The sequence below is a fragment of the Leeia oryzae DSM 17879 genome, from assembly GCF_000376945.1.
Classification (GTDB): Bacteria; Pseudomonadota; Gammaproteobacteria; order Burkholderiales; family Leeiaceae; genus Leeia; species Leeia oryzae.
On the sequence record NZ_AQXU01000025.1, the window covers coordinates 942,146 to 964,035 of the forward strand.

Here is a 21,890-nt window from a genome sequence, read left to right on the forward strand (position 1 = left end):
ATGTCCGGCGCACTTGATATTGCCGGATGTCTTTTTCCGCTGTAGTTGATATAACCGGAGCGCACTGCATGGCGTTACAGCCGCTGACCCCTACATCGAGTGTCCAGACTTTCGAGAACATGTCTGTCTTGATGGTCGAGGACAATATGGGTATGCGCGGCACCATCAAGGCCATGCTCAACGGCTTTGGCATCACCAAAATCGAGATTGCCCAGCGCGCGGCTGAAGCCCGCAAGAAAATTGCCACCCGGCAGTTTGATCTGGTGCTGTGTGATTACATGCTCGACATGGACGGCATGACTGGCCAGGAGTTGCTGGAAGAAGCCCGTCTGACCAAAGTCCTCCCGCCAGAAACCATCTTCATCATGACGACGGCCGAGCGCGTCTACGAAAAAGTCGTGGCCGCCGCCGAGTATGGCCCGGACGACTACATCATCAAGCCTTTTTCCCCTGATGTCTTGCGCATGCGTCTGCTGCGTGCCATCGAGCGCAAGCAATCGCTGGCCGAGGTCAACAAGTGTATCGGCAAGCGAGACCTGGATGCCGCGGTCGGCGCATGTGACAGCGGCATGAAGCAGAACCCGCGTTTTGTGGTTGATTACCTGCGCATCAAGGCCGAAGTGTTCTTGCAGCAAGAGCGCAACGATGATGCGCAAATGATCTATGAAGACATTCTCAAGCACAAAGCTGTGCCATGGGCCCGGTTTGGCATGGCCCAGGTATTGAAAAGTACCGAGCAGCTAGAACAGGCAGAGGCCGAACTGAAAGAGCTGATTGCCGAAAACCCGCTGTTCTTGCGGGCCTATGATTCCCTGGCCAAAGTCCAGCGCGAACAGGGCAATTTCACCGAGGCCCAGCAAACCCTGCAAAAAGCGGCCGACCGTTCCAACAGCATTGCCCGGGTACTGGAAATCGGCGAACTGGCCAAACAGAACGGTGACCTGGTCACGGCCGAAATCATGCTGACCAAGGCGCTCAGCCGGGCCGGTATTTCCGAAATCGTCAAACCCTCCCATGTGCTGGATCTGGCGTCGGTCAAATCCGAAATGGGCAAGGATGAAGAAGCGCTCTCGGTGCTGGTGCAAGGCAAGCGGGCCATGCCCGGCGCCAGCATGGGGTTGACGGCGACGGTCGTCGAGGCGCGGATTTATGCCGAGAAGGGTAACCACGAACACGCGCGCAAGATGCTTGATCAGGCGCTGGAACAAATCCAGAACGAGACCATGTCCATCAGCAGCGAGCTGGCACCTGAAGTGATCAAGGCCTGCCTGATCCTCGACCACCCGCAAACCATGAGCCTGGCGCAGATGATTCTGGAGCAGCATAGCGACGATGCGCTGCGCGCCATCATCGAAAACCTGTTTGCCCGTCATGGCAAAACCCATGCCTTTGCCAGCGCCTCGGAAGAAGCGCTGAAGGCCGTGACCCAGATCAACAACAACGGGGTGCAGGCAGCCAGCCGTGGAGATTTCATTACGGCGGTGGGCTTGCTGACCGATGCGTATTCCAGGATGCCAGGCAATATGCGGGTGGGGGTCAACCTGTGCAAGATCCTGATTGCCTCTCTGGAACGGGAAGGTTTTGCCGCCCAGTATGCGGCCCAGGCAGAAGAAATTCTGGCCAGGCTGGCCACCGTACAAGACACGGAAATCCGCCAGCAGGTCCAGGTCATCAAACACAAACTGAACCAGATCCTGAAGCAGCAAGGGCAATTATGGCGCAACTGATGCATACCCTCCTGGCCGCTGCCGTGCACGAGAACAAAAACCTCATGCAAGAGGTGCTGGGGGCCATTGATGCGCTGGCAGAACATCCCGAGGCTGCCGGACTGCAAGATGAAATTATCGCCCTGCGCCGGTTGGCCAAACGGCTGGTGGACGGCTCGCTCGAGGTGCTTGCCATCTATAACCGTGGGCAGGACGGTGACGGGCTGAAGGTGAATTACAATACGGTAACCCTGAAGGATTTCATGCAGGAAGTGCTGGATGAAACTGTGGATATGCTCAGGGGACGGGCGCTGTCGGTTCAGGTGCTGATGGATGACAGCCTGCCCGCCTACTGGATATTTGATGCCGGTCTCGTCATGCTGGCTCTGCGGAACGGCATCGAGAATGCCATTGAGTTTGCCCAAAGCCAGCTCCAGGTCATCTGCAGTCTGGATGGCGAACGTCTCTGCATTAGTGTGGAAGATGACGGGCTGTATTTTGGCAAGGCGCCGCCAGAAAAACTGGCCCGCCCGGTGGCGACCGGTCTGGGGGTCAAGCTGGCGGACAAATTGCTCCGGAGCCATCATGATGATGTCTCCGGCCGTTGGGGGGAGGTTCAGCTGACCGCGTCGACCCGGCTGGGTGGCGCGGCGTTTCGTTGCCTGCTGCCCTGATCAGTGCGTGTCAGTGGCCTGCTGGCGTTTCTGGGCCAGCATCACCAGAAAGATGGAACACAGGATCACCCCCATGGCGAGCATGATCTTGAGGGTCACCTGCTCGTTGTTCAGCAACACGCCTAAAGACACGGCCACAACCGGGTTCACGTAGGCATAACTGGTTGCCAGGGCCGGCCGTACATGGTTCATCAGGTAAACAAACGAGGTATAGCCTAGAATCGAGCCGAACAGCACCAGATAGCCCAGCGCCAGCAAGGCATGCTGATCCGGTACGCTCGTCAGCCGTTCGCCGCGCAGTAATCCCAACACCAGCATCATCACGCCGCCCGCCAGCATCTGGGCGGCACTGCCCATCATGCCTTTCAGCAGGTCTTGATTCTTGCTCCACACCGAGCCCCATGCCCAGCTGGCGGCGGCCGCCAACAGCATCAGGATGCCCAGCGGTTTCGCCATCAAGGCATGATCGCTATTGAGCAGTACAATGCCGGCAAATCCGGTCAGTATGCCGGCCCACTCCAGCGGATGTGCCTTTTGACGGTGGTGCAAGTGACTAAACACCAGCGCAAACAGCGGCACCGTGGCAATCATCACGGCGGCTACCCCGGTTGGCATCCATTGCTCGGCCACCGTGACCAGTCCGTTGCCGCCCACCATCATCAATAAGCCCATGATACACGCGTTCTTCCATTGCGCTTTGCTGGGTAGCGGATGCTTCTTGTACAGGCACCATGTGCCAATCAGCATGCTGGCAATCACAAAGCGGGTGCCTGCCATCAGAAAAGGCGGAATGCCGCGGATGGCCCATGAAATGCCCAGATAGGTCGATCCCCAGATCAGGTAAACCCCGATCAGGCAGGCTATCACCGGGAATGTAAAGACAGAAGCAGCAGGTTTGGAGATTGTATTCATTTTCAGCAGTGTCTCATGTTTCAGGCGGGCAAAATAGAGGCCGAGCAAGCATTTTATCGGCTATCGGCCGCATGCAACATGGCAGTTCAATTGAAAAAGCCGGAATCCCCTGTTAAACCCCAAGTAAAACCGCCAATTTGCCTCTGTCTGATGCCCTGAGGCCCTGCCTAGCTTTGCATGGCCTCTGTATAGGGGGCCCCAAAAGCAAAAAAGCCAAAAACCGGAGAAGGTTTTTGGCTTTTGCAGGCGCAGAAAAAAGCGGTTTATTCGCCTTTTTTCAAGGCCTCCAGACGGTGTTCCAGATAATGGATGCTGGTACCGCCCTTGATGAAGGCGCCATCCAGCATCAGTTCCTGATGCAGCTGGATGTTGGTTTTGATACCGCCGACCATCATTTCTGACAGTGCAATGCGCATCTTGGCCATGGCCTGTTCCCGTGTCTTGCCATAGGAAATCAGCTTGGCCACCATCGAGTCATAATTGGACGGTACGCGATAGCCCTGATAGATATGGGAGTCAACCCGGATGCCTGGGCCACCAGGTGCATGGTAGGTGGTCACCAGACCCGGTGACGGGATAAACGTGAAAGGATCTTCCGCGTTAATCCGGCACTCGATGGCGTGACCTGTCAGCGTGACGTCTTTCTGGCTAAAGCGCAGTTTCTCGCCCGCGGCAATGCGGATCTGTTCCTGCACGATATCGATACCGGTAATCATCTCGGTGACCGGATGCTCCACCTGCACGCGGGTGTTCATTTCAATAAAGTAGAATTCGCCGTTTTCGAACAGGAACTCAAACGTACCGGCACCGCGATAGCCAATACGGCGACATGCCGCCGCGCAGGCCTCGCCTACCCGCTTGCGCTGGGCAGCCGTAATGCCTGGGGCCGGCGCTTCTTCGATGACCTTCTGGTGACGACGTTGCATCGAGCAATCGCGCTCGCCCAGATACACGGCATTGCCATATTCGTCGGCCAGTACCTGGATTTCCACATGGCGCGGGTTTTCCAGGAACTTTTCCATGTACACGGTCGGGTTGCCAAAGGCTGCGCCGGCTTCGGTACGGGTCATTTGCACCGAGTTGATCAGGGAGCCTTCGGAGTGCACGACACGCATCCCGCGGCCGCCACCACCGCCAGCTGCCTTGATGATGACCGGATAGCCGATCTCTTTGGCAATCTTGGCGATTTCTTTCGGATCATCCGGCAATGCGCCACCCGAACCCGGGACGCAAGGCACACCGGCTTCGATCATGGCTTGCTTGGCAGATACCTTGTCACCCATCAGACGGATGGTGTCAGGGCGCGGGCCAATAAAAACAAAACCGCTTTGCTCGACACGTTCGGCAAAGTCTGCGTTCTCGGAAAGGAAACCATAACCAGGGTGAATGGCCTGTGCATCGGTCACTTCTGCGGCAGAAATGATGGCTGGCACGTTCAGGTAACTTAGGTTGCTGGGTGCCGGGCCAATACAGACAGACTCATCGGCCAGTTTCACATACTTGGCATCGCGATCGACTTCGGAATGGACGACCACGGTTTTGATGCCCATTTCGCGGCAGGCACGCTGAATCCGCAGGGCAATTTCGCCACGATTGGCGATCAGGATTTTTTCAAACATTGTACGGTTCTCCGTGAGGAAGAAGACTAACAGCGGCGGGGCTGGTCGCTACCCGCCTTCTCTTACTCAGGAATTACTCGATGACAAACAGTGGTTCGCCATATTCAACTGGCTGGCCATTTTCGATCAGCACGGCTTTAACGACACCGGCGCGATCAGATTCGATTTCGTTCATCAGCTTCATGGCTTCGATGATGCACAGGCGATCGCCCACGCTGACGCTCTGACCAACTTCTACAAACGGTTTGGCACCCGGAGCGCCAGCACGGTAGAAAGTACCCACCATCGGAGATTTGACCAGGCTTGCATCGGCATAGCCGGCTTCAGCGGCTGGCTCGGCAGCGGCAACCGGGGCGGCTGCAACGGGCGCAGCGGCAGCTGGCACCATGTGCTGCATTGGCGCTGCGTAGGTATGTGTATGGGCTACGGTACTGGTGATACGTACTTTTTCTTCGCCTTCAGTCACTTCCAGTTCGGCAATGCCGGACTCTTGTACCAAATCAATAAGCTTCTTTAGCTTGCGCAAATCCATGTGGGTCTCCTTGAGTGCGAGGAATTATCCGGCCAGTTTGGCCAGCGCGTGTTCCAGCGCGTAAAGGTAGCCATCCGCGCCCAGTCCGCAAATGACCCCGACCGCCTTATCCGAGAAATACGAATGGTGGCGGAACGGTTCACGGGCATGAACGTTGGACAGATGAACTTCAATAAAAGGGATGTCGACTGCTGATAGGGCATCGCGAAGTGCGACGCTGGTATGGGTAAAAGCAGCCGGATTGATGATGATGAAACCTGTGCCGTCGGTTCTGGCGGCATGAATGCGTTCTATCAGCACGTGCTCGGCGTTGCTCTGGCAGTTTTCCAGAATGGCGCCTTGCTGCTCTGCATGTTCCTGCAGACGTGCATTGATATCGGCCAGCGTCAATCGCCCGTAATGTTCGGGTTCACGCGTGCCTAGCAGATTGAGGTTTGGGCCGTGCAGTACCAGTATTTTACGGGTCTTGGCAGGCGTTTCGCTGCCATCTGCGGGACGGTTCAGGTTTTGCATGGGCGCAAGTTTGCCGCAAGATGACCGAAATTGTCCAGTTTTTCAGCCAAATTTCTGAGATTTTCTTTGATCATGACATGTTGCATTGCATAAATTTCCCGCATTATCAGGACTTGATCAGCGACGGAAGCAAGGGGCGGAGCTGTTTTGCGGACAGTTGCCCCAACTGGACATGCCGGATCATGCCGTTTCGATCCAGAATCAGGGTATATGGCAGCGCGTTGGCGGTATTTCCGAGTTGCGCCATCAATTGATCACCGGCAGACTCGCCCAACAACACCGGATAATTGATACCGACCTGGGTAGCAAAAGCCTGTGCGTTGGCGGCCGTATCCAGTGCAATCCCGACAAACTGCACCCCTTGGGCACCAAACTCCTTTTGCAACTGGACGAATTCTGGCGTTTCTTCCCGGCAAGGCGGGCACCAGCTGGCCCAAAAATTGACGATCACAACCTTGCCACGCCATTGCGAGAATGGCTGAGGCTGTTGCTTCAAATCCGGCAGGCTGGTTTTCCAGAGCATATCGGCGGCTACGCCTTGCGGATTCTCCGGTGTGCTGTCGCGATGCTGGCGTACCCACACACCAGCGAACAGCGCCAGCATGATCAGCATGAGGATGAACATGCCGGTCAGTGATTTTGCGGCGGGTGTTTTCATGTTCGGTTCACTTGCTGCAAGCGGTCGGTAAACGGTTTGGCCTCGATAAACCCGATGATGGGTTCCCCGACGGCCCGTCCCTGTCCGTCAAACAGGATGATGCCCGGCGGGCCAAACAGGTTAAAGCGGGCTAACAGCGCCCGGTCGCCAGGCTGGTTGGCGGTGACATCGGCCCGCAGCAGAATCATGCCGGACAGTGCCTGTTGCACCATCGGCACCGAGAAGGTGTCTTTTTCCATTTCCACACAGCTCACGCACCAGTCGGCATAAAAATCCAGCAACACCGGTTTGCCGTTCGCGCTGGCCAAGATCTGATCCAGCGCCTGTGGCGAGTGAATGACCTGGAAGCGTGGGGTGCTGCCTGCGGTGACAGGGCGGGTGTCTGCCTGTGCAGACAGGCCAGCCAGCGGGCGGCTAAAATCTTTGCTACCCGCAAACGCGCCTGCCAGGAACGCCGCGCCGGTCACCAGCAGGATGACACCCAAGCCCTTCCAGAGTTTTTGCCAGCCACTGGCGCGGGAGGGCAAGGCATCCAGTGCCGACAGATAAATGGCGCTGATCACCAGAATCGCACCCAGTAGCCCCATTTTTACTGCAATCAGCAACAAGGGGGACGCCATCCACAACGCGACCAGCACCAGAACGACACCGAATACCTGCCGCACATGGGTCATCCATGCGCCGGCTTTGGGCAGGATATGCTGTCCGGCCAGACCGATCAGCAGCAAGGGCAGGCCCACACCTAGCGCCATGGCATACAGGGCCAGACCTCCTTGCAACTGGTCGCCGGTCTTGGCGATATACAGCAGGGCCGCAGCCAGGGCCGGTGTGGCGCAAGGGCCGATGATCAGGGCAGACAGCATGCCCATGACAAATACGCTGGTGAAGTGTCCGCCCGGCAGGCGGTTGGCCAGCTGCGTAAACCGGGTTTGCAGCGTGCTTGGCAGTTGCAATTCGAACAGGCCGAACATCGAGGCCGCAAACAGCAGCATCATCACCGCAAATCCGCCGATCACCCAGGGGTTCTGCAGCCAGAGCGACAATTGCAGGCCAAGCGACGCTGCTATCAGCCCGGCGGCGGTATAACTGAGGGCCAGACCTTGCACATAACTCATGCTCAGCCAGAAACTGCGGCCCCGATGCCCTTGCTGGGCTTTTGGGTCGCCTGCAATCAGCGCCGAGACAATCGGAATCAGCGGGTACATGCACATGGTGCCGGCCATCAACAGGCCTGCGCCAAAGAAACCGAGCAGGGTCAGGCCAAGGTGCGTTGCAGAAGTTGAAAACGCCGCGGAACCGGCGGCGTCATCGGTGGAAAACAGGCTTTGCCAGCCTTTGCGTTCACTGGCTTTAGGGGGCGGCGGATTGATGATGCTGCCATCGGCCTTGATCTGGAAAATGTGCTGTTCAGGCGGGAAGCAGACCCGGAATTTCTCGGAGCAGCCCTGGGACTGGATAGTGAGCGACGATGGTTTGCCAGGGGATGCTACCGGCAGCGTAAAGTCAAACGACTGGTGGTAGACCGTGACCTTGCCAAACTGCGGGTCATTCTTGAGGTCGCCTTGCGGCAGGCTAACGCTGGACGCCAGCGGTTTGCCATCCAGCAAGAACTGGAAGCGCTCTTTGTACAGGTAATAACCCGGCGTGACTTCGTAGTGCACCATCAGGCTGCCGGGGGCAACCAGCCTGGCCACTGGGATGAATGCCTCGCGCGCCCGGATCAGGGTCTCTGCCTGTGCCGGGTTGCCGAGCAGCCCCAGACATAACAGGCAAGCCAGCCAGCACCAGTGTGTAAAGCGTTGCAGCATGATGGTCAATTCTTGTGGAAGCAGGTTAAGTTTGTTTTCAAACCGAAGTCGCATTTTCTACCCACTGCAGATAAGCAGGCAAGCCTTGTTCTACACTGACCGCGATAATTTCCGGAAGTTCATACGGATGCAACGCTTTTAACCGCTGTTCCAGTGCTGGGTAGCGGTCGGCAGTGGTTTTAAGCAGCACGGGGATTTCGCGCGAGGTTTCTGGCTGGCCGTTCCAGATATACGATGACACCACCACCGGAAACCGGTTGATGCAGGCGACCAGTTTTTCTTTTAGTAAGGTATCGGTGACACTGGTAAGATCATGGTCTTCGGGCCAGTTGGTCCATACCATGAATACGGTCGATGAGTTTGCCATGCTAAGAGTCCTTTTGTTGCTGCTGTTGTTGATCCCCGTTGCAGAACTGGCCAGCCTGTTCTGGCTTGCTCACCAGATTGGCGCCTGGACCTGGCTGTACCTGCTGTGTACGACGCTGATCGGGATTGGCTTGCTGAAAAGCCTGCGTCTTACCGTCATGCTGGGGATGCTGCAATCGGCCCAGAGTGGCGCTTCACCCATTGGCGCCCTCTTCTATACGGCCAGGCAAGCCATTGCGGGCATGCTGTTTCTGATTCCCGGCCTGTTTACCGATGTGCTGGCCATCTTGCTGTTGCTGCCATGGCCAGCCAGCTGGATGCCCAAACCGATGGGGTTTCCGGATGCCTCTTCACCATTTTCGACTCAGGAAGACCCGCACGTGATGGATGGCGAATTCCAGCGGGTAGATGAAAACCGCGAGCGTCTGCCACCCCGGTAATCTGCAACATCACTGGTCTACACAAGCGAGCAGCCGGGCGGCAATGTCCGGTGTGGTGAGGGTGTGGATGACCACCCGCTTGTTGCGGTTGGTTTCACCGGTCACCAGTTCGACCGACTGTTTGGGGATGTCCAGTATGCTGGACAAAAATTGAATCAGGGCCTGATTGGCCTTGCCTTCTACCGGCGGGGCGGCCAGACGTATCTTGAGCGCTTCTCCGTGCAGACCCACAATGCCGGACTTTTTGGCGCCAGGCTGGATATAAAGCGTCAGGCTCACCCCGCCTTTCGGGTGGGGCCGGCACCAGTCGGTTACCACAAGCCAGGCAGCAACAGGTGCCGCAGCCCCGCTTCCAGCGACGGAATCATGAAGTACAGTACTACCTGCAGGATCAGGATCAGCACCAGCGGCGACAGATCAAAGCCGCTCACCGGCGGGATCAGCCGCTGCAGCGGTGCCAGCAGTGGCCGTACGATCGCGTACAGGATCGACGACAGCGGATGGCCGGGTTGGGTCCAGGACAGGATGGCAATCATGAAGGTGCAGCCAATCCACAGGTACAGCAACAGCTGCAGCGCAAATACCAGCCCGTTCAGCAGGGAAATCGGCAGGATCAACCCGCCAAACCAGCCCATATTGCCCGACAGCAGCAGGCTGAGCGACATTTCCAGCGCCTTGATGAACCAGCTGCCAAACCAGACCAGCACCAGGGTGGCCACATCGTATCCCTTGAAGCCGGGGATCAGCTTGCGGGCGGGCAATACCGCCCAGTTGGTGAGCTTGACGGTAAACTGGGCCAGCGGGTTACTGAAAGGGGCTCGCACCACCTGCAGGATAAACCGCATCAGCAGGGCCAGCAGGAAAAAACCGCCAACGCTGTCCAGAATGAAATTCAAGGCACTAACCATGGGTGTCAACTCCGTTTGCCAGCATTACTGGTCTTCAATGATCCGGTGATCCATTGCCTGGGCTGGCTGGGCTTCATCACAGTTGCCCACGATATGTGCGGGTACGCCCACCACCGTCACATGCGGCGGTACGGGTTCCAGTACCACACTGCCCGCCCCGACCTTGGCGCCGGTACCAATTTCGATATTGCCCAGAATCTTGGCGCCTGCGCCAATCAGGACCCCGGTACGGATTTTCGGGTGACGGTCCCCGCTTTCCTTGCCTGTCCCCCCCAGCGTGACTTCCTGCAGGATGGAAACATTGTCGTCGATGACGACAGTCTCGCCCACCACAAACCCGGTGCCGTGGTCGAGCAGAATCCCTTTGCCGATACGGGCGGCCGGATGAATATCGACCGCAAAGACTTCGGAAATCCGGTTTTGCAGGTGCAGCGCCAGTGCTTCCCGGCCTTCGCGCCACAACCAGTGAGCCACACGGTAGCACTGTAGTGCCTGGTAACCCTTGAAGAAGAGCAAGGGAGTAGAAAATGCCTTGCAGGCCGGGTCGCGATCCCGTACGGCCTGGATGTCGGCCCGGGCTGCAGCCGCAATCAGCGGATCAGCCTGTAGCGCTTCGCTGATCAGTTCCATCAGGGCACGCGCATCCATGGTCGCGCTGGCCAGCTTGCTGGACAAGTGGAACGCCAGTACGTCGTCAAAGGATTTATGGCGCAGTACGGTCATGTGCAAGAACGAGGCCAGCATCGGTTCGCTGGCCGCCGCCGTGGTCACTTCATCACGGATGGCTTGCCACAGATTGTCGGTAGTATGGGACATGAGGCTTACTCCGCGGCAGACAGCTGGTCGCCCAGCTCGATGGACCTGGCTTCTGCCCGCTGTGCCGCACGCGTGACGATGGCTTCCAGTCCGTCATCTTGCAGGCTCATGATGCCCTGCTCGGTGGTCCCTTTTTTCGAGGTCACGTTGGCCCGCAGGGTGGCTGGCGGCTCGCCGCTGGCATCCAGCAGGGCGATGGCCCCTTTGAAGGTTTCCTTGGCCAGCAGGTCAGCCAGCTCTGGCGCAAAGCCAAGTGTTCTGGCAGCAGACGCCAGCGATTCGATCATGTAAAACACGTACGCAGGACCACTGCCGGAGATGGCGGTGATCTTGTCGATCTCGGCCTCGTGCTGCAGCCAGACGGTTTTGCCAACCGCCTCGAAGATCGAGGTGACGGTTTGCTTTTCGGCATCACGGACTGCCTCTGTGGCAAAGAGCCCGCTAACCCCGAGCTGCACCTGGGCCGGGGTATTGGGCATGACGCGCACGATACGGGCGTAACCGCCCAGCCATTCGGCAAGGGTAGCGGTCCGGATGCCGGCCGCAACCGAGACAATCAGCTGCTGGCGCATCCAGGGACGAATCTGTTCGCCCAGCGCCTTGAGCTGCTGGGGCTTGATGGCCAGTACCACCACATCGGCATCGATATCTGCTGCGGATAGCTGATTGCTATATGTAATGCCGTAGGCAGCTTTCATGCGTTCGCATTTGTCCGGATTCCGGTCAACCACGTGCAGCTGCAGGTCCTGACGACCCAGCGTGGAAAGACCCGCAATGATGGCACTTGCCATGTTGCCGCCACCGATAAATGTGATACGCATCTGTTTGCCTTTGTAAGGATTGAAAGCACCGTCCGAGGGCCAGTTACCCGAGGTAGCTGGCTGTTAGTCCAAGGTGAGGGTTGTGCGCCAAAAAATCAACCACGACCGGCATGGTGTCACCATTTAAGGGGTAACGCAGTAGCGTCTCCCACCAGGGCCGGATTGATTTTACCGCAAGTTTGATTGTACGTCGTTGAGCTCGCCCTGCAGTTTGTCCGCCAGGTCCCGGGTAATATCTACCAGCTTTTCTTCAAAGGTATCCGGGTTGATGGCCCGGACCGCTTTGGCCGTGATCAGGGTTTCCGGACCACTGGTTTGTGCCGTGTAGATGATGCGAACTTCCTCGGCTGGCTTGCCTGTCTGGGCTGGCAGTTTCAGGGCCATGGTCAGCTGGCTTTTACTGCGGGTTTTTACTTTCATGTTCTTTTTGCTGCGTACCTCAACCAGCCGGTCAAAAATGGTTTTGACCGGAGTACCAGTAAACAGCGTCTGCGGCTTGCTGGTATCCAGTTTCAGGGGGCCAGAAGAGGCTGTGCCGCTACCCGCAACCGGTGCACCGCTGCCGCCTTGTTTGAGCATGCCGCAGCCGGACAGTACCATGCCAATGCACAGGACGATTGCCCCGCGCGCCAGGGTCGTTCTTGCGGTAGTGTTCATGCAGCACCTCCCGGGTAGTGTCTTGCGCCAAAAATGGCCGTACCGACGCGCACGATGGTGGCGCCTTCCTGGATGGCTGCCGGCATGTCCGACGACATCCCCATGGACAAGGTATCCACTGCCAGTCCTTCGGACTGCAGCTGTTGCAGCAATTGCTTGAGGGCGGCAAACGGTGCCCGTTGCTGGGCGAGGTCATTGCAGGGGGCTGGTATGCACATCAAGCCACGCAAGGTCAGCTTGGGCAGGCGGGCGATGGCATGCGCCAGCGGCGCAACATCCGCCACATTAACGCCGCTCTTACTGTCTTCCTGGCTGATATTGACCTGTAGGCAGACATTCAGCGGCGGCATGTTGTCCGGGCGCTGTGCAGACAGGCGCTCTGCAATTTTTAGCCGGTCTACGCTGTGAATCCAGTGCGCATGTTCGGCAATAATTCGTGTTTTGTTACTTTGCAATGGGCCAATAAAGTGCCATTCTACAGGTAGGTCCTGCAGGGTCTCGCATTTGCTGGCCAGCTCCTGGACATAGTTCTCGCCAAATGCACGCTGCCCGGCGGCCCAGGCATCGCGAATGGCATCCGCCGGGAAGGTTTTGCTCACGGCCAGCAGCTGAATCTCGGCCGGGTTTCTGCCGCAGGCTTCTGCAACTGATATGATGTGATTTCTTACGCCTTGCAAGGCGTCGCGGATTGCATTCATAATGGGTAGATATCGCTTTGTAAGGCGCTTGAAGCCTTGTTTTATCACAAATACGGATTTGTAAGGGAGATTATAAATGGAAATCGCTGAACTCTTAGCGTTTTCGGTGAAAAACAAGGCATCGGATTTACACCTTTCAGCTGGCCTGCCACCCATGATCCGGGTACACGGCGATGTACGCCGCATCAACCTGCCCGCACTGGACCATAAAGACGTACACAACATGGTGTACGACATCATGAATGACGGCCAGCGCAAAGTCTATGAAGAGCACCTGGAGTGTGACTTCTCGTTCGAGATTCCCAACCTGGCCCGTTTCCGGGTCAACGCGTTTGTGCAAAACCGCGGTGCCGGTGCAGTATTCCGTACCATTCCGTCCAAGGTCCTGACGCTGGAAGAACTGAACGCGCCCAAGATTTTCAAAGAGATTGCCGATCAGCCGCGCGGTATCGTGCTGGTGACCGGGCCTACCGGCTCCGGCAAATCCACCACGCTGGCCGGCATGATCAACCACGTGAACGAAAGCGAATACGGTCACATCCTGACGGTAGAAGACCCAATCGAATTCGTGCATGAATCCAAGAAATGCCTGATCAACCAGCGCGAAGTCGGCCCGCATACCCTGTCTTTCAATAACGCTTTGCGCTCGGCCCTGCGGGAAGATCCGGACGTGATCCTGATCGGCGAGATGCGGGATCTGGAGACCATCCGCCTGGCGCTGACGGCCGCTGAAACCGGTCACCTGGTCTTCGGTACCCTGCACACCAGTTCAGCCGCCAAAACTATCGACCGGATTGTCGACGTGTTCCCGGCAGCAGAAAAAGACATGGTGCGCTCGATGTTGTCAGAATCCCTGCGCGCGGTCATTTCACAAACCCTGCTGAAAACCAAGGATGGCAATAGCCGGGTAGCTGCCCATGAAATCATGATCGGCACCCCAGCGATCCGTAACCTGATCCGTGAAAACAAGGTGGCGCAGATGTATTCAGCCATCCAGACCGGTCAGGGCCTTGGCATGCAGACACTGGATCAGTGCCTGCAGGATCTGGTTCGCCGGAACATTGTTTCTCCGCACGAGGCCAAATCACGTGCGATGAACAAGGATCTGTTCAATTAACATCATGCAGTCGCCGGTCTTGCGGACCGGCCGTGGCAAGCAACAGGGCATGCCGGCCAACCCCGGCATGCAGCCTGTAAGAAACAGGAGAAGCGCATGGAACGCGACCAGGCAACCAAGTTTATGAATGACCTTTTGAAATTGATGATTTCAAAAAATGCATCCGACCTGTTCATTACGGCTGAATTCCCCCCTGCCCTGAAAATCGACGGTAAAGTCATGCCGGTTTCCAGCCAGGTGCTGAGCCAGCAACATACCAAAGAACTGGCGCGTGCCGTCATGAACGACCGGCAGGCAGAGCAGTTCGAAGCGACCAACGAATGCAATTTCGCCATCAGCCCGCCGCAGATCGGCCGCTTCCGGGTGAATGCCTTTGTGCAACAAAGTAAAGTAGGGCTGGTTTTCCGGACCATCACTACCAAAATCCCGTCGATGGATGAACTGAACCTGCCGCCCGTATTGAAGGACGTGGCGCTGACCAAGCGCGGCCTGGTGATTTTTTGTGGCGGTACCGGTTCGGGCAAGTCGACGTCTTTGGCCGGCATGGTGGGGTTCCGTAATGAAAACTCCAACGGACACATCATCACCATCGAAGACCCGATCGAATTCGTGCACGAGCACCGCAACTGTATCGTGACCCAGCGGGAAGTCGGGGTGGACACCTTCGACTGGGGGGCCGCGCTGAAGAACACCCTGCGCCAGGCGCCGGATGTGATCCTGATTGGTGAGATCCGCGACCGGGAAACCATGGATTACGCAATTGCCTTTGCGGAAACCGGTCACTTGTGCATGGCCACGCTGCACGCCAACTCGTCCAACCAGGCGCTGGACCGTATCATCAACTTCTTCCCGGAAGACCGCCGCCAGCAATTGCTGATGGATTTGTCGTTGAACCTTAAGGCCTTCATCTCCCAGCGTCTGCTGCCGATCAAGGGGGCCAAGGGCCGGGTACCGGCGGTAGAAGTGATGCTGAATTCTCCGCTGATCGCCGATCTGATCTTCAAGGGCGAAGTACATGAAATCAAGGAACTGATGTCCAAGAGTCGTGAACTGGGCATGCAGACGTTTGACCAGGCGCTGTTTGACCTGTTTGAAGCCGGTTACATTACTTACGAAGATGCTCTGCGCAATGCCGATTCGGTCAACGACTTGCGCTTGCGTATCAAACTGCACGGTCAGGATGCTCAAAACCGCGACATGATGTCGGGTCTGGATCATCTGGACATTGTGTAACCCCAGATGCCAGTGCAACAGAGGTCCGGTTGTACTGGCATTCTCCTTCGGCTGAGTCCCTTCAGGGTGCTCACGATACCGCCGTTATTCCAGTGCCAGATCGTGTCACGATACGGTCTTGTGCTTTACGGGTCAGTCGCCTCATGCATGGCCTTGCATATACCCCGATACAGGTTTTCCCCATGATGGTGCCAAAATGAGACGCGCAGACCGACTGCTGCAAATCATGCTGCTGTTGCGGGGCCGTCGCTGTACTACTGCTACCCAACTGGCCGAATGGCTGGAAGTGTCCGAGCGTACGGTTTATCGGGATATCCGTGACCTGATCGCAACCGGAACGCCCATTGACGGCGAGGCGGGGGTCGGCTATCGGCTGCGCAAAGGGTTTGAATTACCCCCGTTGCTGTTTAACAAGGCTGAAGTCCAGGCATTGCAGCTGGGTGCGCGCATGGTTTTTTCCTGGGCGGATGCCGGCAGCCGGCAAGCGGCACAGTCGGCCCTGACCAAGCTTGAAGCCGCCCTGCCCCCTGCGGTGGCGGCTACGCTGCAAGAGCAACCGCTCTACGTGCCCTCTCATCATCCCTACCCGGTCGATTTGCTGGGGCCGCTCCGCGACGCTATCATGACCCGTCACAAGCTGCAGATGGATTATGTGCGCGAAGACGGGTACGCCAGCCAGCAACGCTTGGTCTGGCCGCTGGGGCTGTTTTTCTGGGGCGACCGCTGGACGCTGGTGGCCTGGTGTGAACAGCGAAGCGACTTCCGGCATTTTCGCATCGACCGGATCCAGCAGATGCAGGTGCTGGAGGCCGAGTACCCGCTGGAAACCGGTAAAACACTGACGGATTACCTGCAAAAAGAAAACGCCCGGTTGCCGGGCGTTTAAAAGAATCAGCTCAGTAAGGCTGTTTACACGATGGCCCATACAGGGGCATGGTCACTCGGGCGTTCCCACTTGCGCGGTTCCTTGTCGATCTGGCAATCTTCCAGTACTGCAGCCAGCGGCTGGGTCAGCAAGATGTGGTCAATGCGCAGCCCCAGATTTCGCCTGAAACCCTGCATGCGGTAATCCCACCAGCTAAAGGCTTTTTCCGCATCCGGATGCTTGCTGCGAAATGCATCCGTCAGTCCCATGCCGATCAGGTTGAAAAACGCTTCGCGTTCTGGCGGGCTGACCAGTACCTGGCCTTCCCAGGCTTTCGGGTCATGCACATCAGCATCAGTCGGGGCAATGTTGTAGTCACCCAGCAAGGCCAGCTTGTCGTGCCGGGCTAGTTCACCTTTTAGCCATTCCGTCAGCGCGGCCAGCCAGGACAACTTGTACGGATATTTTTCCGAATCGAGACTCTGGCCATTCGGAAAGTAGCCACAGATAATCCGAATGCCATTGATGGTGGCTGCAATCAGGCGCTTTTGCTCATCTTCCAGATTCGGCAGATTATACGTAATGTCTTCCAGCGGATGCCGGGACAGGATGGCCACCCCGTTATAGGTCTTTTGACCCATGTAGGCAACCTGATAACCCGCTGCCTCAATCTCGGCCTTCGGGAACTTGCTGTCCTCCAGTTTCAGCTCCTGCAGGCACAGTACGTCAGGCGCGGCAGTCTCCAGCCAGCTTAAGACATGCGGCAGGCGAACATTCAGCGAGTTCACGTTCCAGGTGGCAATTTTCATGATACGGATTCCGGCACAGGACAAAGTCGTATTTTGCCACAGAGTTCCTGCATGCCCGAGGATAAAAGCAAACGGGGCCATGCATCCCTGCATGGCCCCGTCATCCTAGCAGAGTAAATTACAGCTTGAAGCGTCCGATAATCGCTTGCAGCGAAGCCGACAGCGCTTCCAGTTGCTCTACCGAGTTGGCCACATCGTCTACCGTTGCACTGTTGTTTTGTACCATGCTGCTGATGCGCTCGATATTTTGTGCAATATCGGTACTGGCCGCCGCCTGCTCTTTGGTGGCGTTGGCAATGTCCGACACCCCGCTGATCAGGCGTCCGGTTTCACCGTGCACCTGACTGATGGCATCTGCGGCCTTGTCAGAGAGCGTCACCCCCTGATTGACCTGCTGGCGGGTATTGCCCATGCTGGTGCTGGCGGCTTCGATTTCGGTACGAATGCCAGACACAATGGTGCCGATCTCGATGGTGGCCTGCGCCGTCCGGGCGGCCAGCTTGCGCACTTCATCGGCCACCACGGCAAAGCCGCGTCCCATCTCGCCGGCCCTGGCCGCCTCAATGGCTGCATTCAGTGCCAGCAGGTTGGTCTGTTCGGCAATATCCTTGATCACCTGCACAATGGTATCGACCTGCTGCGACTGCACGCCCAGCTTGCTCATGGTATCCGCCATGGCGTTGATGCTGTTGTTGATCTGGCTGATTTCGTGGGCCATCTCCCGCACCAAACCTTCCCCGGCGGACGTCGCCTTGCCGGTTTCTGCCGCAGAGGCTTCAAAATCGCGGACCGTATCGGCAATGTACTGGATGCTGACGGTAACTTCTTCGACACTGGCGGCGGTAGCTGTCGCGGCCTCTGCCTGATGGGTCGAGGCAGAACGCACCATCTGGGCCGACTGGTGCAATCTGGCTGCGGCCTCGCCGACCGACTGGCTTTGCTGGCGCACATCCACAAACATGCCATGCAGGCTGTCCATCAGCTTGTTGAACGCTTTGGCCGTGCGGCCAATTTCGTCGCCAGACTCAATCTTCAGCCGGCGCGTCAGGTCGCCATGCCCCTCGGTCAACCCTTCCATGGCATTGGCAAGTACCGTTAGCGGACGCGTCAGCCGACTGAGCAGCACCGCCAGAACAGCCAAAATGGCCAAGCCCGCCAGGCTGCCAACCAGGATGGCCTGATTGCGTGTGCTGCGTGCATTTTCCAGGATGGTACTCATCGGGATATGCACCCCGAGTGCCCAGTTCTGACCACTTTCCCCTGCCCTGACCGGGCGCCACACATGCAGTTGGTCGTTGATTTCGGCTTCCAGCCCTTTACTATTGGCTATCGCGTCCATGGTGCCGGCTGGCAACGCACCTTTGGCAACTGCCTTCCCAAGTTCCTTGGCATCCGGGGAGACAGCATAAAAACCACCTTGTGACACCAGTGTCACAAAGCCGGTACCCATCGGGTGGTAAGAACCTACCAGTTTTTGCAACTGTTCCAGAGACATGTCTACGGCGCCAACCCCCTGGAACTTGCCTTCCTTGTTACGGATTGGTACGGCAAAGGAAGATTCGATCACGGTTTTCCCCTGAACATCGTAAGGGAACGGATCGGTAATCGTGTCTTTCCCGCGCTTTTTCGGCACAATGTAAAAGTCACCCCATCCCGGTTCAAATTCATAAGGCGGTTTATAATCCTGCGGGTGATCCCGGAAAGCCTCAAACTTGGCCTGCTGGTCCGGGCCGTTCATCGTGTCCTGTTTGGCCGTTTCACCGGCTCGGGTCATATAAGGCATATACCGGCCGGTCGGGTCGTAGATCGGCCAATCCAGACGGAACTCGTCATCCTTGCCATCAAACGCATTCGGTTCCCACAGCATCCACAAACCAATCCCGTCGCGGAACGCATTCAGTTTCTGCAGAATGATCTGATCCATGGTTTTACGGTCAGCCGCATTATTTGCTTGCAGGCCTTGGGCGGTATTGACCAGATCATGGGCGATCAGAAAGCCGTTCTTCAGAACACCTTCCACTTGCTGGGCATAAGCATCCGCCTGGTCTTTGGCGCGCTGCAGCCCGGTTTCTCTGGCGGATTGATAGACATTGCTACCAATCAGCACCAAGGTCACGGCAAAGCCGCTTGCAATGGCAACACTTGCGGCAATCAGTACCTTGCTGCGCAAGCTCCAGTCTTTGATGGCAATCATAGGGGGACCTTTGTATAACGAGTGCATGAAAAGCCAGTAGGGGATCTGGCCAGTGCGCTTGAAACCGTAATTCAACGGCATTCAATAGATAAATGACCGTAAATATACTTAATTTAATAGTAGCATCCCCATGACAGATCTGGGGGTATTGTCGATGGGTTTGATCAAATAAATAGCGAACTTGCAAACGAATTTTCGGTCCCACTTGATTTGGATGGTTGGGGAAATCCTGCAATCAGGTAAAATGACCCGCAACTGAACAAGCAACTTGATAGAAAAGGTGTGAATCATGAAGTGGGCTCGCGCATTGCTCCTGCTGGTCGCCGCATCATTGGCGGGTTGTTCTACCCAGCCCCAGGCACCGGATGTTTCATTTACCACGCTCAAGAACGAAGTTTCCGGCATGAAGCAGCTACAAGGAAAAGTGGTACTGGTCGATTTCTGGGCCACCAGCTGCACCGGTTGTGTCGAGGAAATGGGGCAAATGGCCAAAACCTATGAACAGTTCCATGCCCGAGGCTATGAGATGGTCGCCATCGCCATGGCCTATGACCCGCCTGCCTATGTCCAGAACTTCGCCGTCACGCGCAAACTGCCGTTTACCGTGACCATGGACAAAGATGGCAGCCTGGCAAAAGCATTTGGCGAGAAGTTTGGCGACATCATTGCGGTTCCAACCACCTTTCTGGTCGGCAAAGACGGACGCCTCATCAAGAGTTATGTCGGCACACCAGACTTTGCCGCCCTGCGCCAGGAAATCGACAAGGCCTTGCAAAGCTGACAGTTAACCTTGCACGGGTTTGCCTTCATTCCCCACGCTGTATATATATGTATATATATAAAGATTGCAGATGTGTGAATGGCAGATTCTTGTTCATGGCCATATACCGGAATACATGCATGACAACAGAAACAACATTCACCTGCAGTACCATCCAGCAGCTCAACGGTTTGCAAATGCTGGAGATTCTGGAACTGCGCAGTAAAGTCTTCGTGATTGAACAGCAGTGTATCTATCAAGACCCGGATCATTTTGACGGATTGCCAGACACCCGCCATCTGTGCGCCTGGCAAAACGGGCAGCTTGCCGGCTATCTACGCGTGCTTCCACCCCGTAGTACCTATGACGAACCCAGCCTCGGCCGCGTTGTGGTCGATCCGGCCTTTCGGGGGCAAGGGCTTGCACAGCAACTCGTGCAACGTGGCCTGGAAGAGTTATATGCCTTTTGGCCGTCAACAGACGTCGTAATCGGTGCACAGGTGTATCTGCAAAAATTCTATGCATCCCTCGGATTTGTGGCTGAAGGTGATGCTTATATAGAAGATGGCATTCCCCATATCACCATGCGTCGTCAGTTAAAGTGAAATAATTACCCAAACCCCTTGCATAATTCTGCAAACCAGATATAATCTCTTTTCTCTGACGCGGGGTGGAGCAGTCTGGCAGCTCGTCGGGCTCATAACCCGAAGGTCACAGGTTCAAATCCTGTCCCCGCAACCACATACAGCCCCTTGTTTGATTGAAAAATCAACAAGGGGTTTCGTGTTTCTACCCCTTCTGTTTTGTTGTTCTCTTATTCCTTTTTTTTGCTTATATGTCCCGGCATTTTGGATTCGCAATGCCCTACGGATGGTGGTTTGCATGTTTGGCTGTGGTGATGTGCGCTGAACGGCGGCGTGCTAGCTAAGCTGTTGTTTTGCTATGCGCCGCTGTTGCTGTGTGACTTCACGGGTGGTGATCATGCCATGCCCGTCTGAATGTTTTGCTATTGCCGTCCGTATTCATATGGCCAAATCTATCTGAGGCGGTCATTGCAAAAGCTTGAGGCCCGCCGCGTCGACCTGAATGCAGTACGGGATGTTTGCCATATATATGTATATTTCTGGGTTGGCGTTGTCAGTATTGCCGGCGTGAGTTCGGAATGCTGGGCGAATGCTGTTTGGTGGCGATAAATATCCCTGCTGACAATGGCGTCCGGGGTTGGGTCTCAAATTGCTATGGAAGCTATGATGGGGGGCTTTTGCAATTGCTGGGCCCTGATTCCCTTGTCGGCTAACGCTAATTCCGAGCGGGGGAGCCTCTCTGGGTGGTGTAATGCTTCACGCACGTCACACAATATGCGCGCATATTGGTATAGGAATAAAGGACTGGCGGGATGGTGTTGGGGTGGCGGATTCTAATATGCGGAATCGTCGCATTTTTATCAAAACCACTGTTTTTATTTAAAAACAAAGACTTGCCAGTATTTTTGTTGGTTTGGCTGCGTTGTTGGAGAGAAAACTTGCAGAGAGGTGTTGACGATGCTGGCTGAAGTGCGTATAGTTCGTACCTCTGCTGCTGACGCAGACGACGAAACGAAGCGATTAATCGCTGAGTTTACGAAAGTTTGAAGTTGGTTGCAACTGCTCTTTAACAAACGAACAACCGATAAGTGTGAGTGCTTGTTTCGGACAAAGACCTTCGGGTCTGCAAAGAAATAAGTGCTTACACAGTCAAGAAAAGAAATTTTTTTGAGTGTACGTAAGCCAGTTTTAAAGATTGAA

24 protein-coding genes and 1 tRNA gene are annotated in these 21,890 nt (G+C 56.2%); 9 read left to right on the forward strand and 16 right to left on the reverse strand.

Annotated elements, in window-relative coordinates; translation table 11 throughout:
• Window positions 1-68 precede the first annotated feature (68 nt).
• The gene (locus tag F552_RS0117920; RefSeq protein ID WP_018153159.1) at window positions 69-1,727 is read left to right on the forward strand and encodes a response regulator; all 1,659 of its coding nucleotides are present in this window, start codon (window positions 69-71) and stop codon (window positions 1,725-1,727) included.
• Entirely contained in the window at window positions 1,727-2,380 is a 654-nt protein-coding gene (locus F552_RS0117925; protein WP_156802364.1) for a sensor histidine kinase, read from the forward strand. Before F552_RS0117920 ends, F552_RS0117925 begins: the two co-directional genes overlap by 1 nt.
• Here the strand turns inward: F552_RS0117925 and yedA are convergent, their stop codons facing one another.
• The 7 genes from yedA to cutA form a co-directional block, all read right to left on the reverse strand.
• Entirely contained in the window at window positions 2,381-3,292 is a 912-nt protein-coding gene (yedA, locus tag F552_RS0117930; RefSeq protein WP_033376011.1) for a drug/metabolite exporter YedA, read from the reverse strand. It abuts the gene before it with no gap.
• A gap of 263 nt (window positions 3,293-3,555) precedes the next feature.
• A complete protein-coding gene (gene accC / locus F552_RS0117935; RefSeq protein ID WP_018153162.1) occupies window positions 3,556-4,911 on the reverse strand; it encodes an acetyl-CoA carboxylase biotin carboxylase subunit in 1,356 nt (451 codons plus the stop codon).
• 73 nt (window positions 4,912-4,984) lie between these two features.
• Entirely contained in the window at window positions 4,985-5,443 is a 459-nt protein-coding gene (gene accB, locus F552_RS0117940) for an acetyl-CoA carboxylase biotin carboxyl carrier protein (protein WP_018153163.1), read from the reverse strand.
• 24 nt (window positions 5,444-5,467) lie between these two features.
• Window positions 5,468-5,956: a type II 3-dehydroquinate dehydratase gene (aroQ, locus tag F552_RS0117945; RefSeq protein ID WP_018153164.1), complete on the reverse strand. Its 489-nt coding sequence runs from the start codon at window positions 5,954-5,956 to the stop codon at window positions 5,468-5,470.
• A 106-nt stretch (window positions 5,957-6,062) separates the two neighbouring features.
• A complete protein-coding gene (locus F552_RS0117955) occupies window positions 6,063-6,614 on the reverse strand; it encodes a TlpA disulfide reductase family protein (RefSeq protein WP_018153166.1) in 552 nt (183 codons plus the stop codon).
• Window positions 6,611-8,476, reverse strand: coding sequence for a protein-disulfide reductase DsbD (gene dsbD, locus F552_RS19790; RefSeq protein ID WP_018153167.1), 1,866 nt, complete (start codon window positions 8,474-8,476; stop codon window positions 6,611-6,613). The genes F552_RS0117955 and dsbD overlap by 4 nt, the downstream gene beginning before the upstream one ends.
• Window positions 8,460-8,789 (reverse strand): divalent-cation tolerance protein CutA, encoded by a 330-nt coding sequence (gene cutA / locus F552_RS0117965; RefSeq protein WP_026182874.1) that lies wholly within the window; start codon window positions 8,787-8,789, stop codon window positions 8,460-8,462. Before cutA ends, dsbD begins: the two co-directional genes overlap by 17 nt.
• On the opposite strand from cutA, the gene F552_RS0117970 reads away from it, so the two are divergent.
• Window positions 8,788-9,228: an FxsA family protein gene (locus tag F552_RS0117970; protein ID WP_026182875.1), complete on the forward strand. Its 441-nt coding sequence runs from the start codon at window positions 8,788-8,790 to the stop codon at window positions 9,226-9,228. The genes cutA and F552_RS0117970 overlap by 2 nt on opposite strands.
• Before the next feature lie 9 nt (window positions 9,229-9,237).
• Here the strand turns inward: F552_RS0117970 and F552_RS0117975 are convergent, their stop codons facing one another.
• The 6 genes from F552_RS0117975 to F552_RS0118000 all read right to left on the reverse strand — a co-directional run bounded on the left by F552_RS0117975 (window position 9,238) and on the right by F552_RS0118000 (window position 13,128).
• A complete protein-coding gene (locus F552_RS0117975; protein WP_018153170.1) occupies window positions 9,238-9,546 on the reverse strand; it encodes a DUF167 family protein in 309 nt (102 codons plus the stop codon).
• A complete protein-coding gene (locus tag F552_RS0117980; RefSeq protein ID WP_018153171.1) occupies window positions 9,540-10,136 on the reverse strand; it encodes a YggT family protein in 597 nt (198 codons plus the stop codon). The genes F552_RS0117975 and F552_RS0117980 overlap by 7 nt, the downstream gene beginning before the upstream one ends.
• Window positions 10,137-10,160: 24 nt before the next feature.
• Window positions 10,161-10,952 (reverse strand): serine O-acetyltransferase, encoded by a 792-nt coding sequence (cysE, locus tag F552_RS0117985; RefSeq protein ID WP_018153172.1) that lies wholly within the window; start codon window positions 10,950-10,952, stop codon window positions 10,161-10,163.
• Window positions 10,953-10,957: 5 nt separating this feature from the next.
• A complete protein-coding gene (proC, locus tag F552_RS0117990) occupies window positions 10,958-11,773 on the reverse strand; it encodes a pyrroline-5-carboxylate reductase (protein ID WP_018153173.1) in 816 nt (271 codons plus the stop codon).
• Between the two features lie 168 nt (window positions 11,774-11,941).
• Complete coding sequence (locus tag F552_RS0117995; protein ID WP_018153174.1) at window positions 11,942-12,430, reverse strand: hypothetical protein; 489 nt, start codon at window positions 12,428-12,430, stop codon at window positions 11,942-11,944.
• Window positions 12,427-13,128: a YggS family pyridoxal phosphate-dependent enzyme gene (locus F552_RS0118000; RefSeq protein WP_018153175.1), complete on the reverse strand. Its 702-nt coding sequence runs from the start codon at window positions 13,126-13,128 to the stop codon at window positions 12,427-12,429. Before F552_RS0118000 ends, F552_RS0117995 begins: the two co-directional genes overlap by 4 nt.
• 76 nt (window positions 13,129-13,204) lie before the next feature.
• Here F552_RS0118000 and F552_RS0118005 point away from each other — a divergent pair, with 76 nt between their 5' ends.
• The 3 genes from F552_RS0118005 to F552_RS0118015 all read left to right on the forward strand — a co-directional run bounded on the left by F552_RS0118005 (window position 13,205) and on the right by F552_RS0118015 (window position 16,364).
• Window positions 13,205-14,245 carry a type IV pilus twitching motility protein PilT gene (locus tag F552_RS0118005; RefSeq protein WP_018153176.1) on the forward strand — a complete coding sequence of 347 codons (1,041 nt, stop codon included), beginning with the start codon at window positions 13,205-13,207 and terminating at the stop codon, window positions 14,243-14,245.
• Window positions 14,246-14,341: 96 nt separating this feature from the next.
• On the forward strand, window positions 14,342-15,478 hold the full coding sequence (locus tag F552_RS0118010) for a PilT/PilU family type 4a pilus ATPase (protein ID WP_018153177.1): 1,137 nt from the start codon (window positions 14,342-14,344) through the stop codon (window positions 15,476-15,478).
• A gap of 196 nt (window positions 15,479-15,674) precedes the next feature.
• Complete coding sequence (locus tag F552_RS0118015; RefSeq protein WP_018153178.1) at window positions 15,675-16,364, forward strand: helix-turn-helix transcriptional regulator; 690 nt, start codon at window positions 15,675-15,677, stop codon at window positions 16,362-16,364.
• A gap of 23 nt (window positions 16,365-16,387) precedes the next feature.
• On the opposite strand, the gene xth is transcribed toward F552_RS0118015, so the two are convergent.
• On the reverse strand, window positions 16,388-17,152 hold the full coding sequence (xth, locus tag F552_RS0118020) for an exodeoxyribonuclease III (RefSeq protein ID WP_018153179.1): 765 nt from the start codon (window positions 17,150-17,152) through the stop codon (window positions 16,388-16,390).
• A gap of 118 nt (window positions 17,153-17,270) precedes the next feature.
• Window positions 17,271-19,346 carry a methyl-accepting chemotaxis protein gene (locus F552_RS0118025; protein WP_018153180.1) on the reverse strand — a complete coding sequence of 692 codons (2,076 nt, stop codon included), beginning with the start codon at window positions 19,344-19,346 and terminating at the stop codon, window positions 17,271-17,273.
• 289 nt (window positions 19,347-19,635) lie between these two features.
• Here F552_RS0118025 and F552_RS0118035 point away from each other — a divergent pair, with 289 nt between their 5' ends.
• The 3 genes from F552_RS0118035 (at window position 19,636) to F552_RS0118045 (ending at window position 20,847) form a co-directional block, all read left to right on the forward strand.
• Entirely contained in the window at window positions 19,636-20,127 is a 492-nt protein-coding gene (locus tag F552_RS0118035; RefSeq protein ID WP_018153182.1) for a peroxiredoxin family protein, read from the forward strand.
• Between the two features lie 119 nt (window positions 20,128-20,246).
• Window positions 20,247-20,711, forward strand: coding sequence for a GNAT family N-acetyltransferase (locus F552_RS0118040; protein ID WP_018153183.1), 465 nt, complete (start codon window positions 20,247-20,249; stop codon window positions 20,709-20,711).
• Between the two features lie 59 nt (window positions 20,712-20,770).
• Window positions 20,771-20,847 (forward strand) — tRNA-Met (locus tag F552_RS0118045).
• Window positions 20,848-21,565: 718 nt separating this feature from the next.
• On the opposite strand, the gene F552_RS20740 is transcribed toward F552_RS0118045, so the two are convergent.
• Window positions 21,566-21,890, reverse strand: a 325-nt coding sequence (locus tag F552_RS20740; RefSeq protein WP_211208311.1) for a hypothetical protein, incomplete at its 5' end; no start/stop codon positions are given.

What these genes read in the sequence shown, in the direction of transcription:
- cysE (WP_018153172.1), bottom strand. Translation starts at nt 10,952, where the DNA reads ATGTCCCATACTACCGACAATCTGTGGCAAGCCATCCGTGATGAAGTG.
- proC (WP_018153173.1), bottom strand. Translation starts at nt 11,773, where the DNA reads ATGCGTATCACATTTATCGGTGGCGGCAACATGGCAAGTGCCATCATT.
- accC (WP_018153162.1), bottom strand. Translation starts at nt 4,911, where the DNA reads ATGTTTGAAAAAATCCTGATCGCCAATCGTGGCGAAATTGCCCTGCGG.
- F552_RS0118025 (WP_018153180.1), bottom strand. Translation starts at nt 19,346, where the DNA reads ATGATTGCCATCAAAGACTGGAGCTTGCGCAGCAAGGTACTGATTGCC.
- F552_RS0117955 (WP_018153166.1), bottom strand. Translation starts at nt 6,614, where the DNA reads ATGAAAACACCCGCCGCAAAATCACTGACCGGCATGTTCATCCTCATG.
- yedA (WP_033376011.1), bottom strand. Translation starts at nt 3,292, where the DNA reads ATGAATACAATCTCCAAACCTGCTGCTTCTGTCTTTACATTCCCGGTG.
- F552_RS0118005 (WP_018153176.1), top strand. Translation starts at nt 13,205, where the DNA reads ATGGAAATCGCTGAACTCTTAGCGTTTTCGGTGAAAAACAAGGCATCG.
- F552_RS0118040 (WP_018153183.1), top strand. Translation starts at nt 20,247, where the DNA reads ATGACAACAGAAACAACATTCACCTGCAGTACCATCCAGCAGCTCAAC.
- F552_RS0117980 (WP_018153171.1), bottom strand. Translation starts at nt 10,136, where the DNA reads ATGGTTAGTGCCTTGAATTTCATTCTGGACAGCGTTGGCGGTTTTTTC.
- F552_RS0117995 (WP_018153174.1), bottom strand. Translation starts at nt 12,430, where the DNA reads ATGAACACTACCGCAAGAACGACCCTGGCGCGCGGGGCAATCGTCCTG.
- F552_RS0118000 (WP_018153175.1), bottom strand. Translation starts at nt 13,128, where the DNA reads ATGAATGCAATCCGCGACGCCTTGCAAGGCGTAAGAAATCACATCATA.
- dsbD (WP_018153167.1), bottom strand. Translation starts at nt 8,476, where the DNA reads ATGCGACTTCGGTTTGAAAACAAACTTAACCTGCTTCCACAAGAATTG.
- aroQ (WP_018153164.1), bottom strand. Translation starts at nt 5,956, where the DNA reads ATGCAAAACCTGAACCGTCCCGCAGATGGCAGCGAAACGCCTGCCAAG.
- xth (WP_018153179.1), bottom strand. Translation starts at nt 17,152, where the DNA reads ATGAAAATTGCCACCTGGAACGTGAACTCGCTGAATGTTCGCCTGCCG.
- accB (WP_018153163.1), bottom strand. Translation starts at nt 5,443, where the DNA reads ATGGATTTGCGCAAGCTAAAGAAGCTTATTGATTTGGTACAAGAGTCC.
- F552_RS0118035 (WP_018153182.1), top strand. Translation starts at nt 19,636, where the DNA reads ATGAAGTGGGCTCGCGCATTGCTCCTGCTGGTCGCCGCATCATTGGCG.
- F552_RS0117970 (WP_026182875.1), top strand. Translation starts at nt 8,788, where the DNA reads ATGCTAAGAGTCCTTTTGTTGCTGCTGTTGTTGATCCCCGTTGCAGAA.
- F552_RS0118015 (WP_018153178.1), top strand. Translation starts at nt 15,675, where the DNA reads ATGAGACGCGCAGACCGACTGCTGCAAATCATGCTGCTGTTGCGGGGC.
- F552_RS0118010 (WP_018153177.1), top strand. Translation starts at nt 14,342, where the DNA reads ATGGAACGCGACCAGGCAACCAAGTTTATGAATGACCTTTTGAAATTG.
- F552_RS0117920 (WP_018153159.1), top strand. Translation starts at nt 69, where the DNA reads ATGGCGTTACAGCCGCTGACCCCTACATCGAGTGTCCAGACTTTCGAG.
- cutA (WP_026182874.1), bottom strand. Translation starts at nt 8,789, where the DNA reads ATGGCAAACTCATCGACCGTATTCATGGTATGGACCAACTGGCCCGAA.
- F552_RS0117925 (WP_156802364.1), top strand. Translation starts at nt 1,727, where the DNA reads ATGCATACCCTCCTGGCCGCTGCCGTGCACGAGAACAAAAACCTCATG.